The organism is Micromonospora cathayae, from assembly GCF_028993575.1.
Taxonomy (GTDB): domain Bacteria; phylum Actinomycetota; class Actinomycetes; order Mycobacteriales; family Micromonosporaceae; genus Micromonospora; species Micromonospora cathayae.
On sequence record NZ_CP118615.1, the window covers coordinates 3,485,099 to 3,498,485 of the forward strand.

A 13,387-nucleotide genomic window follows, 5' to 3' on the forward strand; every position below is an offset into this window, starting at 1 on the left:
ACCTGTACGGACACGGCGTGCACGGTGAAGCGACGCCGGGCGGCCGCTGGTCACCCGGCGTCTGCCTGTCGTTCAGCCGAGGCGCTCCGCCAGGATCCGCACCACCCGCTCGGCGGCCCGGCCGTCACCGTACGGGGTGCCCTGCTCGCTCTGCGGCGCGGGCCGGGTGGCCGTCTCGATCCATGCCGGGCGGCCCAGCGCGTCCGGGTCCGGGACGAGCCGGTTCCAGTCGCCGGCCAGGGTCTCCACCCACTCCGTCTCCGGCCGCAGCGTGGTGCACGCCCGGCCGAGCAGGTACGCCTCCTTCTGCAGGCCGCCGGAGTCGGTGACCACACCGGCCGAGCCGAGCACCGCGGCCACCAGGCCGGCGTACCCGAGGGGCTGCCCGGTGTGCACCGCGCCCTGGTCGAGCTTCAGACCGTGCGCCTCGGCGCGGGCCTTCAGGCGCGGGTGGGCCAGCAGCGCCACCGGCACCGGCAGGTCGGCCATGGCCGCGATGATCGACGCCAGCCGGGCCGGGTCGTCGGTGTTGTCCGGCCGGTGCAGGGTGGCCAGCAGGTACGGCTGCTCCGGGTCGATGCCCTCGGGCAGCGTCGGCCGGGGGTGCTCGCCGGCCAGGACGGCGTCGCGGACCCGCAGGCAGACGTCGACCATGACGTCCCCGCTGAGCACCGCCCGGCCGGCCAGGCCCTCGTTGGCCAGGTGGCGCAGGGCCTCCTCGGTGGGGGCGAGCAGCAGGTCGGCGGCGTGGTCGGTGAGCACCCGGTTGTGCTCCTCGGGCATCCGGCGGTTGAACGACCGCAGGCCGGCCTCCAGGTGGGCCACCTTCAGGTGCTGCTTGACCGCGCTGAGCGCGCCGGCGAGCGTGGAGTTGGTGTCGCCGTAGACGAGCACCCAGTCGGGCTGCTGCTCGGCCAGGACCGGGTCGATCGCGGCGAGCACCCCGCCGGTCTGCACGCCGTGGCTGCCGGAGCCGATGCCCAGGTGCACGTCCGGGTCGGGGATGCCCAGCCCGCTGAAGAAGACGTCGGAGAGGTTGACGTCGTAGTGCTGGCCGGTGTGCACGATCACGTGCTCGTAGCCGGTGCCGGCGAACGCGGCGGCGATCGGCGCCAGCTTGACCAGCTGGGGACGGGCTCCGACAACGCTGACGACCTTCACTGACCATCTCCTGCACGTCGTGGGTTCCGGGAAGGGGCGCGGCGATGCCCCGGTCGGGCGCGCTGGGCGGGGTGCCCGTGCGCGGGCACCGGATGCCGACGGTCGGTCACGTACCCGCGGCCCCGGCGCAAGACCTTACGGTACGTCTCCGTGTCGGGGCCGGACGCCCCGCGTGCCGGGCCTCACCGGCGTCGCCGTTCGAGCACCCGGCGCAGCCCCGCCCCGGCCCGACCGGTCCGGCCGAGGACCAGCCGGCCCAGCGCCGACGCCGACGGGGACTCCAGGGCGGCCAGGCGGGCCCGCGCCCCGGCCAGGTCCCGCTCGGCCGCCCGCAGCGCCTCGTCCCGCTCGGCCAGTTCCCGGGTGAGCGCGGCGACCCGGTCGTCCAGTTCGGCGAGGCGACGGCGGGCCGGCCGGGTGACGAGGTCGCCGAGCACGTACTCGTTCGCCATCCGGAGCAGTGCGGTGGTGTGGTCGGCGGATTCCCGGGGCGAATGGTCCTCGGGGCTCAGGTAGGGACGTGGTGTGGTGACCGAGGTCACCCGCTCCACGACGAGGGCGGCGTGCACCCCACGGATCGCCACCCGGTCCAGCGGGGCGGCGGTGACGACCTGGCAGCGGGCCGCGCCGAGCGGGTCGAGCAGCCGGTGGTACGGGATCGCGGCCACCGGCCAGCCGAGCAGCAGGAGCAGCCGGGCGCCGGGGGCCAGCCGGCCCAGCAGGGGCACCAGCGCCGAGGGGTCGGTGTGGCCCGGCGGGTTGGGTCCGGTCAGGGCCAGGGCCAGCACGCCGGCACCGAGGGGTCCGTCCGGGGCGTCGAGGTCGGCCCGCCGGTACGCCACCTCCTCCGGCGCGCGCAGGTGCCGGCGCAGCCGGACCTGCTCGTGGGTGACGTCGACGATCTCCCGTACCCCGTCGAGGAGGTGGGTGTCGATCTCGTGCAGGCGCATCCGGTCCTCCCCGGGTCAGCCGGTGCGGGTGAACGCGTGGAAGCCGATCGGGCTGCCCCGGAACCGGTACGGGTGCCAGCCGTCGGCCCGGAAGCCGGCTGGCGACAGCACCGACCGGTAGCGGTCCGGCCCGCGACCCACCTGGTAGTTGCCGTACACCCGTCGCCCGGGTTCGCCCTGGTCGGAGACGACCAGCCGGCCACCGAGCCGGACCAGCGCGGCCAGGTTCCGCAGCGACGCCTGCCACTGTTCCTCGTCGAGGACGTGGAACAGCACGTCGATCGAGACGACCGCGTCGTACGGCCAGGGGCTGTGCCAGTCGGCGAGGGTCGACTCGTGGTAGCGCGGGCCACCGCCGAGCGTGCGCCCCTCGGCCAGCGCCGACGGGCTGGCGTCGATCCCGTCGACCCGGTGCCCGAAGCGGGCCAGGGCCCGGCTGAACCATCCCTTGCCGCAGCCGGCGTCGAGCAGGTACCGGGGAGCCACCGGGTCGCTGTGCTGGCCGAGCAGGTCCAGCAGGATGCCGAGCCGCCGGACGTAGAACATCTCGTTGGTGGCCTCGTCGAAGGAGACGTCGCCACCGGACCGCAGGTCGCCCTCGCGTCGGTGCCGGTCGTCCCAGTACGCCGTCGTCTCGGCGGCGGAGAGCAGTTCCATCGGTCGGTCACCGTCCTCACCGTCGACGGATGTCCCGGGTGCGCGGACGAGGGTCACGCTAGCACGTATCAGGAGTATTGCCCGATTGGCACGTTCCGTCGCTTCTCCCGGCCGTCCCCAGGTCAGAAGATGGCCCGCAGGTACGGCACCCGGGCCGCCCCCAGCGACACCGCGAACGAACCGACGGTCACCACCGCGCAGGTGACCAGGGTGACCGACAGTGACTCGCCGATCGCCAGGTCCGGGACGGCCCACTGGATCAGGGCGAGCAGCAGCAGGTGCACCAGGAACACCCCGAACGAGGCGTCGGCGAGCCGGACCAGCCAGCCGCCCACCCGTGGCGACGGCCGCAACCGGTCACCTAGGGTGTTCGCTACCAGGAAGACACAGACGGCGGCGACCGCCACCGAAGCGCCCAGGTAGCTCACCGGGAACAACGCCTGCACCACCGGCAGGTCCGGCCGGGAACCCCACCGCCAGACCCCCTCGGCCAGCAGCGCCGTGGCCAGCAGCGCGGCCAGGACAGTCCGCCAGCCGCCCAGGCGTACCCGGGCCAGTGCCCAGCCGGCCAGGAAGTACCCCACGTAGGGCCACCACATCGTCCATGCGCCCAGGTGGATCGGCCGGGGGGTGCCGTTCAGGTTCGCCACCCCGGCGATCATGAAAGCGGCGAGGATCCAGCCCATCGCCACCGCCGCGGTGATCCCGGCCCGGCGCCCGTCACCGGCGGCGAGGAAGGTCGCCAGCACCGGGGCCAGCAGGTACAATCCGGCGATCAGCCAGAGGAAGTACAGCGCGGTGTAGATCCGCCCGTCGATGAGCAATTGGGTGAGCGCCTTGCCGCTGAGCTCCTCGCCCCGCAGCAGCATCCGGACCACGACCAGGTAGATCAGGTGCCAGGCGATCAGCGCCGGGAGGATCCGGGCGAACCGCTTGCGGTAGAAGGCGGCCGGACCGTCCCGGTGGGCACGGGGCGCCAGCACCAGCGCGCCACTGATCATCACGAAGACCGGCACGGTCCAGATCGCCCCGATGTCGATGGCGGTGGCGATCCACCAGTTGCGGCTGCCCCGACGGTCGTCGTTCGCCACGTAGGTGCCCACCACGTGGATCGCCACCACGCCGCAGATCGCCCCGATACGCAGCACGTCGAGGCCGTACCGGCGGGGCGGGCGGGCGTCCGGCGTGGCCCCGGCAGAGCCGGGCTCCGGCCCGGCGGCGGTGGCAGAGCCGGGCTCCGGCCCGGCGGCGGACGGAACGACGGGGGACTGGCTGGGCAGACTCACCGGCGTGATGCTAGCCGGGATTCCGCCCGCGCCCACACGCGCTCCGGCGCGCCCGACGCGACCCCGGGGGGCCGGTGCCCGGAGCCGGCGGTGGGATACCGTGCTCGGGCGGCGGCCGACGGGCGACCGCGGCCCCCACGCACCGGTCTGCGGCGTTCCCGCCTGCCTCCGGGCGTGTGTGCTCGGCAGCGTTGTCCCGCATCGGGTGGCCGCGGGCTCGGCGGAAGGCAGAGGAGATCGGCATGGGGTTCGACGGCGGCGCAGGGGCGGCAGCCTCCCGGGGCCGGGTGGTCATGCTGGTCGACAACGGGGTCAACGGTGACTCCCGGGTGCAGAAGGCGGCCCGGTCGGCCGCCGACGCCGGGTGGGAGGTGATCCTGCTCGGCCGGGCCCCGGGCGGTGTACCGCAGACCTGGCGGCTCGGTGGCGCCGAGGTGCGCCTGCTGGCCGTCGCCGACCCGCTGTCCCGCCGCCGGCACGAGTACCGCCGGGTGTTCCGCCGGGGGCCGCTGGCGTACCCGCCCAACGGCATCGCCGCGCACCGCAAGCAGGCCGTCCGGGCCTGGGAGACCGACCTGCGGCTGCGGGCCGCGGAGCTGGATCTGACCGCCCGCTCGGGCCGCCCGGTGCCCGGCTGGCGGCGGCGGGCGCTGGCCGCCGAGAAGGTCGCCGCCTCGGTCACCGGCAAGTGGGTCTCCTTCCGGTACTGGCAGCTCACCCGGGGCCAGAAGGACCGCCGCAAGCTGGCCGGCCCGGTGGACCGGTTCTACACCTGGTTCTGGGAGACGGTCCGGGGCGACGGCGCGTGGCGGCGGCTGGAGCCCGCGCTGTGGGACTGGGAGCTGGCCTTCGGCCCGGTGGTGGACCGGCTGCGCCCCGACATCATCCACGCCAACGACTACAAGATGCTCGGTGTCGGCGCGCGGGCCACCCTCCGGCTCCGGGCCGCCGGTCACCCGGTGCAGCTGGTCTGGGACGCGCACGAGTTCCTGCCCGGGTTGAACCCGGCGCTGAGCCGGGGCCGGTGGCTGCGCGCGCAGTGCGCCCACGAGCGGGAGCACGCCCCGGTGGCGGACGCCGTGGTGACCGTCTCGGAGGCCCTCGCCGACCTGCTCCAGCGCGAACACCACCTGCCCGAGCGGCCCACCGTGGTGCTCAACGCCCCGAACGCCGGCGCGGCCGACGCCACCGACGGCGGGCCCGTGCCCGACCTGCGGGCCCTCTGCGGGATCGGGTCGGACGTGCCGCTGCTGGCCTACTCCGGCGCGGTCGCCCCGGTGCGCGGGGTGGACGTGGTGGTGGAGGCGCTGCCCGCGCTGGCGGGGGTGCACCTGGCCCTGGTGTCGCTGCCCCCGGGCCGGTCGTCCACCCCGTCGATCGACGCGCTGCTGCGCCGGGCCGGCGAGCTGGGCGTGGCCGACCGGGTGCACGTGCTGCCGTACGTGCCGCACCACCAGGTCGCCGCGTTCCTCTCCGCCGCCGACGCGGCGGTCAGCCCGCTGGTCCACCTGCCCAACCACGAGATCGCGTTGAGCAACAAGTTCTTCGAGTACTCGCACGCCCGGCTGCCGATCGTGGTCAGCGACGTACGGACGATGGCCGAGACGGTCCGCTCCACCGGCCAGGGCGAGGTGTTCCGGGCCCAGGACGCGGCCGACTTCGCCCGCGCCGCGCGGGCGGTGCTGGCCGACCCGGAGCGCTACCGGGCCGCGTACGACCGGCCGGGCCTGCTGGAGAACTGGACCTGGGAGCGGCAGGCGGAGGCGTTGGACAGGGTCTACACCCGCCTGCTGGCGCCGGCCGGGGTCGGCTGAGTCCGGACCCCGGGGACCTGTCCCGGTCGGGGAGCCCCGCGCCCGGCCGAAGCGGACCAGTCGGGCGTTACCGTAAACTCGCCGGGTCATTCTGGGAGCAGACCCCGGCAACATCGGAGAGGCGGATAATGGAGCGCGACGGTGCGTCCGCGGTCCCGGTTTCCCGTGGACGGGTTGTCATGCTGGTCGACAACGGTGTCAACGGTGACTCCCGGGTGCAGAAGACAGCACGTTCGGCCGCCGACGCCGGCTGGGACGTCGTCCTGCTGGGCCGGTCCCCGGGGAGTGTGCCGCAGACCTGGCGGCTGGGCCGCGCCGAGGTGCGGCTGCTGGCCATGCCCGACCCGTTGGCCCGCCGCCGGCACGAGTTCCGCCGGGCCTGGCTGCGCTGGCCGCTGGCGTACCCGCCGAGCGGGATCGCCGCGCACCGGCAGCAGAGCGTCAAGGCGTGGCAGGCCGACCTGACCGTCCGGGCCGCCAAGCTGGCCCTGGCCGACCCGGCGACGCCCCGGCTGGCGCTGCGCCGCCGGCTGCTGGGCGTCGAGCAGGCCGCCGCGAAGCTGACCCGTACCTGGGTCTCCGGGCGGTACTGGATGCTCACCCGGGCCCGCACCCGCCGCCGGTTCCACAACCCCTGGGACCGGGCGTACACGCTGTTCTGGCAGAAGCTCAAGGGCGACGGCGCGTGGCGGCGGCTGGAGCCGGGGCTGTGGGACTACGAACTGGCCTACGGGCCGGTCGTCGACGAGCTGGCCCCCGACCTGATCCACGCCAACGACTTCCGGATGCTCGGCGTCGCCGCCCGCGCCAAGATCCGCGCCGCGCAGCGGGGCCGCGAGATCAAGGTGGTCTGGGACGCCCACGAGTTCCTGCCCGGCCTCAAGCCCTGGCAGGACAACGCCCGCTGGCTGCCCGCCCACCGCGCCCACGAGCGGGAGTACGCCCCGTACGCCGACGCGGTGATGACCGTCTCCGACGGCCTGGCCGAGCTGCTCCAGCGGGAGCACCGGCTGGCGACCCCGCCGGACGTGGTGCTCAACGCGCCGGCCGCCGACCACGGTGAGCTGGCCCCCGACGCGCCCGCGCCCGACCTGCGCGCCCTGTGCGGCGTCGGCCCCGACGTGCCGCTGCTGGTCTACAGCGGGGCGGCGGCCCGCCAGCGTGGCCTGGACGTCATGGTCGACGCGTTGCCGCAGCTGCCCGGGGTGCACGTCGCCCTGGTGGTCAACAAGCCCGCTGGCCCGTACGTGACCGGGGTGCTGGCCCGGGCCGCGAAGCTCGGCGTCGCCGACCGGGTGCACGCCCTGCCGTACGTGGCGCACTGGCAGGTGGTGCCGTTCCTGTCCGCCGCCGACGCCGGGGTGATCCCGATCCACCACTGGCCCAACCACGAGATCGCGCTGATCACGAAGTTCTTCGAGTACTCGCACGCCCGGCTGCCGCTGGTGGTCAGCGACGTGAAGACGATGGCCGGCACGGTCCGCTCCACCGGCCAGGGCGAGGTGTTCCGGGCCGAGGACGTGGCCGACTACGTGCGGGCCGTCCGGGCGGTGCTGGCCGCCCCGGAGCGCTACCGGGCCGCGTACGACCGGCCGGGCCTGCTGGAGAGCTGGACCTGGGAGGCCCAGGCCGAGGTGCTCGACGCCGTCTACCGGCGGCTGCTGCCGGGCCGGCCCGGCCCGGTGCCGGCCGACGCGGGGCAGCCGACCACCGGGGCGGACCAGACCCGCCCGGCGGTGGGGGCCGGCACGTGACCGTCCCCGACGTGACGGTGATCACCGCCGTCTACAACACCATGCCCTACCTGACCCGCTGTCTCACCTCGGTGATGGAGCAGACCATCGGGCGGGACCGGCTGGAGGTCGTCGCGGTCGACGACGGGTCCACCGACGGCAGCGGCCGGGAGCTGGACCGGTTCGCCCGCGCGTACCCGGGCACCGTGAAGGTGATCCACCAGGCCAACTCCGGTGGTCCGGCGAACCCGAGCAACCGGGCCCTGGAGGCGGCCACCGGCCGGTACGTGTTCTTCATCGGCTCGGACGACTACCTCGGCCCGGAGGCGCTGGAACGGCTGGTCGCCGCCGCCGACCGGTGGGACGCCGACGTGGTGCTCGGCCGGATGGTCGGGGTGAACAGCCGCTACATCCACCAGGCGATCTTCGAGTCGACACAGTCGGACGTCGACCTGTTCACCTCCCCGCTGCCGTTCTCGCTGTCGAACACGAAGCTGTTCCGGCGGGAGCTGGTCGAGCGGCACAAGCTGCGCTACCCGGAGGACATGCCGGTCGGCAGCGACCAGCCGTTCACCATCGAGGCGTGCCACCGGGCCCGGCGGATCTCGGTGCTGGCCGACTACGACTACTACTTCGCGGTCCGGCGGTTCAACGCCCGCAACATCACCTACAAGAGCCGGCACCTGGAACGGCTGCACTGCGCCGAGTCGATCATGGATTTCGTGGCCGGGCTGATCGAGGCCGGTCCCCGCCGGGACGCCGTGCTGCTGCGGCACTTCTCCTGGGAGGTGGCCCGGCTGCTGGAGAACGACTTCCTGGCCCTGGACCGCCCCACCCAGGCCAGCGTCCAGGCCGGGGTACGAACGCTCACCGAGAAGTACCTCACCGACCCGATCCGGGACCAGCTCGGCATCGAGACCCGGATCCGGCTCGCCCTGGCCTGGCACGGCGAGCTGGACGACCTGCTCGCGGTGATCCGCCAGGACGCCGAGCACGGCACCCCGCCGGCGATCGTGGAGGAGGGCCGCTGGTACGCCGACTACCCCGGCTTCCGTGACCCCCGCCTCGACATCCCGGACCACTGGTTCGAGATCACCGGCCGGGCCGCCGACTGGATCGCCCGCCTCGACACCGTCTCGGTGGTCTTCGAGGGCACCCGGGCGCTGGTCGTCACCGCCCGTAGCCCCCGCCCCGACCTGCCCCACCTGGCGTCGGCGTTGAAGCTGGTCGCGGGTGAGGTGGTGGCGGAGAACACCGAACTCGTCCCGGACATCACCGGTACCACCATCCGGGCCCGCTTCCTGCTGGCCGATCTGCTGGCGGCGATCGCCCCCGGGGGTAAGCTGCGACTCATCCAGGCGCGGATCGACGCGTTCGGTACGACCGGGACGGCCCCGCTGCGGGGTCCCCGGCGGGGGGTTCCCCAGCGTGTGGTGGTCCGGCGTGGTGCCCGCCTCCACGTGCTCAGCGCCACCACCAACCACAAGGGTCAACTGATCGTCGCCGTAGCGCCTGTGACGCCACGCCGGGTGATGGCCCGCCTGCGGCGTCGGCTCCCACTAGGAGGAAAGTAGCAGTCATGAACATCTGCGTCGTCGCCCTCGGAAAGATCGGACTGCCGCTGGCCGTGCAGTTCGCGACGAAGGGGCACCGGGTGATCGGTGCCGACGTCTCCGAGCGGGTGGTCAACCTGGTCAACGACGGTGCGGTGCCGTTCCCCGGGGAAGCCGACCTGGACGTCAAGCTCAAGGAGGTCGTCGCCGCCGGTCTCTTCTCGGCGACCACCGACACCGCCGCCGCGGTCGCCGAGAGCGAGGCCGTCGTGGTGGTCGTGCCGCTGTTCGTGGACGCCGAGGGCGTACCGGACTTCGGCTGGATGGACGACGCGACCCGGTCCATCGCCCGTGGTCTGAAGCCGGGCACCCTGGTCAGCTACGAGACCACGCTGCCGGTCGGCACCACCCGCAACCGGTGGGCGCCGATGCTGGAGCAGGGTTCCGGGCTCACCGCCGGCACCGACTTCCACCTGGTGTTCAGCCCGGAGCGGGTGCTCACCGGTCGGGTCTTCGCCGACCTGCGCCGGTACCCGAAGCTGGTCGGCGGCATCGACGAGGCGTCCGCCGCGCACGGCGTCAGCTTCTACGAGTCGGTGCTCGACTTCGACGAGCGCGCCGACCTGGCCCGGCCGAACGGCGTGTGGGACCTCGGCTCCGCCGAGGCGTCCGAGATGGCGAAGCTCGCCGAGACCACCTACCGGGACGTCAACATCGGCCTGGCGAACCAGTTCGCCCGGTTCGCCGACAGCGTCGGCATCGACGTGCTCAAGGTGATCGAGGCCTGCAACAGCCAGCCGTACAGCCACATCCACGCGCCGGGCATCGCGGTCGGCGGGCACTGCATCCCGATCTACCCCCGGATGTACCTGTGGAACGACCCGGCCGCCACCGTGGTCCGCTCCGCCCGGGAGGCCAACGCGGCCATGCCGGAGTACGCCGTCGACCTGCTCGCCGCCGCGTACGGCGACCTCACCGACGTCGAGGTGCTGGTGCTCGGCGCGGCGTACCGGGGCGGGGTGAAGGAGACCGCCTTCTCCGGCGTCTTCCCGACCGTCGAGGCGCTGCGCGCCCGGGGCGCCAAGCCGTACGTGTCGGACCCGATGTACACCGCCGAGGAGCTGGTCGCGCACGGGCTGCCGGCGTACTCCGGTGAGCGGGTCACCGCCGCCGTGGTGCAGGCCGACCACGCCGAGTACCGTTCGCTCGCCGCCACCGACCTGCCCGACGTGCGGGTGCTGGTGGACGGCCGGCGGGTGACCGACCCGGCCCGCTGGCCCGACGTCCGTCGCGTCGTCATCGGCGGCTGACCCGCCACCGACCGCGAAAGAGGGGATCCCGACCGCACCTGGTCGGGATCCCCTCTGCTGTTGCGGACGGCAGGGCCGGGGTCAGCCCTGGCCGAGACCCGGCGGCGGGGTGGCCGGGTCGCGGGAGACCACCTCGCCCTTCTCGTTGACCCAGCCCTTCGGCCGGGCCGGGTTGCCGGCGACCAACTGGTACGGGGCGACGTCCCGGGTCACCACCGAACCGGCGGCGATCATCGCGTACGAGCCGACCTCGATGCCGCAGACCAGGGTGGCGTTCGCGCCGATCGACGCGCCCCGGCGTACCAGGGTCGGGGTGATCTGCCAGTCCGGGTTCTGGGCCCGGGGCCGGAAGTCGTTGGTGAACACCGCGCACGGGCCGACGAAGACCTCGTCCTCCAGGGTCACGCCCTGGTACACCGAGACGTTGTTCTGGACCTTGCACAGGTCACCGATCACCACGTTGCTGTCGACGTACACGTTCCGGCCGATCACGCAGCCGCCACCGATCCGCGCGGTGGACCGGACGTGGGCCAGGTGCCAGACCTTCGTACCGTCGCCGATGGTCGCGCCCTCCTCCACCTCGGCGGTCGGGTGCACGAAGACCTGGTCGGTTCCTTGGCTCATGGGCTGGCTCCACTCACAGTGTTCGAAGGGCGGGTGCCGCGCCGGTTCTGGGCGGCTTGTGCCGAAAACGGTAGTGTGACGCACGGTCACGGCCGGCAGGGGGAGCATAACCGTCGCCGTACCCCGCGCCGCCCACCCCACCCTGCCCCGCCCGCCCCACCCACCCCCGCTCTCCCACCCACCCCGGCGGGGTGTCGCGGCGGTGGCGGAGTCTGGCACCATTCGCTGACCGGAGGCTCAACGGCGGAGGGGGTGCGGGTGCGGGTCCTGCTGGTGGAGGACGACCGACGGGTGGCGGCGGCCCTGTCGTCCGCGTTGACCCGGCGGGGTTACCAGGTGGAACACGCGGCGACCGTGGCGGCGGCGCTGGCCGCCGCGCCGTGCGACCTGGTCCTGCTCGACCTGACCCTGCCCGACGGCGACGGCACCGAACTCTGCCGGGAGCTGCGGCGGCGCAGCGCGCAGATCGGCATCATCGCGGTCACCGCCCGGGGCGAGGAACGGGACCGGGTGCTCGGGCTGCGCCTCGGCGCGGACGACTACGTGGTGAAACCGTTCTCCATGGTCGAGTTGCAGGCGCGGATCGAGGCGGTGCTGCGCCGGGCCGTCCGCGCCGCCCCCGAGCCGGACCGGCTCGTCGCCGGTGGCCTGCGCATCGACGTGGCCGCCCGGACCGTCACCGTCGACGACCGGCCGGTCACGCTGACCCGCAAGGAGTTCGACATCCTGGTCTCGCTGGCCCGGCAGCCCGGCACCGTGGTGCCCCGCGAGCGCATCCTGCTCGACGTCTGGGGCACCACCTGGGCCGACCGGCACACCGTCGAGGTGCACGTCGGGTCGCTGCGCGGCAAGCTGGGCGACGCCCGGCTGGTGGAGACCGTACGCGGGGTCGGCTACCGGCTGCGCGGGGAGTGAGGTCCCGGTGCGCCGCCGGCTGGTGATCAGCTACCTGCTGCTGATGGCCCTGGTGCTGCTCGCACTGGAGACCCCGCTCGCGGTGACGCTGGCCAACCGGGAGACCGACCGGGTACGCGCCGACCGGCTCGCCGACGCCACCCGGTTCGCCTCGCTCGCCGGCCCGGCCCTGCGCGGCGGTGGCACCGGCCCGCTGGAGGGCGAACTCGCCAGCTACGACAGCCTGTACGACATCGGCGCGACCGTGGTGGACCGGGAACTCCGCACGGTGGCGGTCTCGGCCCGGTACCGGTCGGGGCCGGTCGCCGAGGTGGCGGTCCGGGCCGCCCTGTCCGGGCAGCAGTTCACCGGCCCGGAGTCGGTGTGGCCGTGGGTGGACGGGCCGATCGTGGTGGCGGTACCGATCAACGACGGTGGCGAGGTGCTCGGCGCGGTGGTCACCACCAGTCCCGCCGACGCGGTCCGCCGGACCGTGACCGCCTGGTGGTTGCTGCTCGCGGCGATCGGGCTGCTCGCCGTGCTGGCCTGCGTGCTGACCGCGTTCGGGCTGGCCGGTTGGGTGCTGCGCCCGGTCACCGAGCTGGACGCGGTGACCCACGAGATCGCCGAGGGGGACCGGACCGCCCGGGTGCAGCACCGGCTCGGCCCGCCGGAGCTGCGCCGGCTGGCAGCCGGCTTCAACCACATGGCCGACGTCGTCTCGGACGTGATGGACCGGCAGCGGGCCTTCGTGGCGCACGCCAGCCACCAGCTCCGCAACCCGTTGACGGCGTTGCGGCTCCGGGTGGAGGAACTCGGCCCGAGCCTCACCGACCCGGAGGGCCGTGCCGAGCACCGGCTGGCGCTGGAGGAGACCGACCGGCTGGCCCGGGTGCTCGACGCGCTGCTCACCCTGGCCCGCGCCGAGCGGGAGCAGAACCGGCTGGTGACCGTGGACGCGGTGGCGGAGGCCGCCTCCCGGGTGACCGCCTGGGAGCCGCTGGCCCGCCGCCACGCGGTCACGCTGCGGCTGGCGGCCGTCCCCGGCCCGGCGTACGCCCGGACCGTGCCCACCGCCATCGACCAGGCCCTCGACGCGCTGATCGACAACGCGGTGAAGTTCAGCGGGGCCGACGGCGAGGTGACGGTGACCGTCGAGCCGACCGGGGACGGGGTGACCCTGGCGGTGTCCGACACCGGGCCGGGGATGACCGAGAGTCAGCTGGAACAGGCCACCGAGCGGTTCTGGCGGGCCCCGGACGCGCAGAACGTGGAGGGGGCCGGGCTCGGCCTGACCATCGTGGCCGTGCTGGTGGACGCCTCCGGCGGGCGACTCAGCATGCGCCAGGCGCAGCCCCGGGGGCTGGTCGCCGAGGTGTGGTTCCCGGCCCCCGCCTGACCGCCG

At 74.1% G+C, this 13,387-nt stretch carries 11 protein-coding genes; 6 read left to right on the plus strand and 5 right to left on the minus strand.

Features of this window, described 5'->3' with window-relative positions; all coding sequences use genetic code 11:
• Positions 1 to 72: 72 nt before the first annotated feature.
• The 4 genes from wecB to PVK37_RS16120 form a co-directional block, all read right to left on the minus strand.
• The gene (gene wecB, locus PVK37_RS16105) at positions 73 to 1,161 is read right to left on the minus strand and encodes a non-hydrolyzing UDP-N-acetylglucosamine 2-epimerase (protein ID WP_275034825.1); all 1,089 of its coding nucleotides are present in this window, start codon (positions 1,159 to 1,161) and stop codon (positions 73 to 75) included.
• A 182-nt stretch (positions 1,162 to 1,343) separates the two neighbouring features.
• A complete protein-coding gene (locus PVK37_RS16110; RefSeq protein WP_275034826.1) occupies positions 1,344 to 2,111 on the minus strand; it encodes a hypothetical protein in 768 nt (255 codons plus the stop codon).
• A 15-nt stretch (positions 2,112 to 2,126) separates the two neighbouring features.
• A complete protein-coding gene (locus tag PVK37_RS16115; RefSeq protein WP_275034828.1) occupies positions 2,127 to 2,768 on the minus strand; it encodes a class I SAM-dependent methyltransferase in 642 nt (213 codons plus the stop codon).
• Positions 2,769 to 2,890: 122 nt separating this feature from the next.
• A complete protein-coding gene (locus tag PVK37_RS16120) occupies positions 2,891 to 4,054 on the minus strand; it encodes an acyltransferase (protein WP_275034829.1) in 1,164 nt (387 codons plus the stop codon).
• 242 nt (positions 4,055 to 4,296) lie between these two features.
• On the opposite strand from PVK37_RS16120, the gene PVK37_RS16125 reads away from it, so the two are divergent.
• The 4 genes from PVK37_RS16125 (at position 4,297) to PVK37_RS16140 (ending at position 10,464) form a co-directional block, all read left to right on the plus strand.
• Complete coding sequence (locus PVK37_RS16125; protein WP_275034830.1) at positions 4,297 to 5,868, plus strand: glycosyltransferase family 4 protein; 1,572 nt, start codon at positions 4,297 to 4,299, stop codon at positions 5,866 to 5,868.
• 179 nt (positions 5,869 to 6,047) lie between these two features.
• Positions 6,048 to 7,622 carry a glycosyltransferase family 4 protein gene (locus tag PVK37_RS16130; RefSeq protein ID WP_275034831.1) on the plus strand — a complete coding sequence of 525 codons (1,575 nt, stop codon included), beginning with the start codon at positions 6,048 to 6,050 and terminating at the stop codon, positions 7,620 to 7,622.
• Positions 7,619 to 9,175 carry a glycosyltransferase family 2 protein gene (locus PVK37_RS16135; protein WP_275034832.1) on the plus strand — a complete coding sequence of 519 codons (1,557 nt, stop codon included), beginning with the start codon at positions 7,619 to 7,621 and terminating at the stop codon, positions 9,173 to 9,175. Before PVK37_RS16130 ends, PVK37_RS16135 begins: the two co-directional genes overlap by 4 nt.
• Positions 9,176 to 9,180: 5 nt before the next feature.
• On the plus strand, positions 9,181 to 10,464 hold the full coding sequence (locus tag PVK37_RS16140; RefSeq protein WP_275034833.1) for a nucleotide sugar dehydrogenase: 1,284 nt from the start codon (positions 9,181 to 9,183) through the stop codon (positions 10,462 to 10,464).
• Positions 10,465 to 10,545: 81 nt separating this feature from the next.
• Here PVK37_RS16140 and PVK37_RS16145 read toward each other — a convergent pair whose 3' ends face one another.
• Positions 10,546 to 11,088, minus strand: coding sequence for an acyltransferase (locus PVK37_RS16145; RefSeq protein WP_275034834.1), 543 nt, complete (start codon positions 11,086 to 11,088; stop codon positions 10,546 to 10,548).
• Positions 11,089 to 11,346: 258 nt separating this feature from the next.
• On the opposite strand from PVK37_RS16145, the gene PVK37_RS16150 reads away from it, so the two are divergent.
• The gene (locus PVK37_RS16150) at positions 11,347 to 12,003 is read left to right on the plus strand and encodes a response regulator transcription factor (protein ID WP_275034835.1); all 657 of its coding nucleotides are present in this window, start codon (positions 11,347 to 11,349) and stop codon (positions 12,001 to 12,003) included.
• A 7-nt stretch (positions 12,004 to 12,010) separates the two neighbouring features.
• Positions 12,011 to 13,381: a sensor histidine kinase gene (locus tag PVK37_RS16155; protein ID WP_275034836.1), complete on the plus strand. Its 1,371-nt coding sequence runs from the start codon at positions 12,011 to 12,013 to the stop codon at positions 13,379 to 13,381.
• Positions 13,382 to 13,387 lie beyond the last annotated feature (6 nt).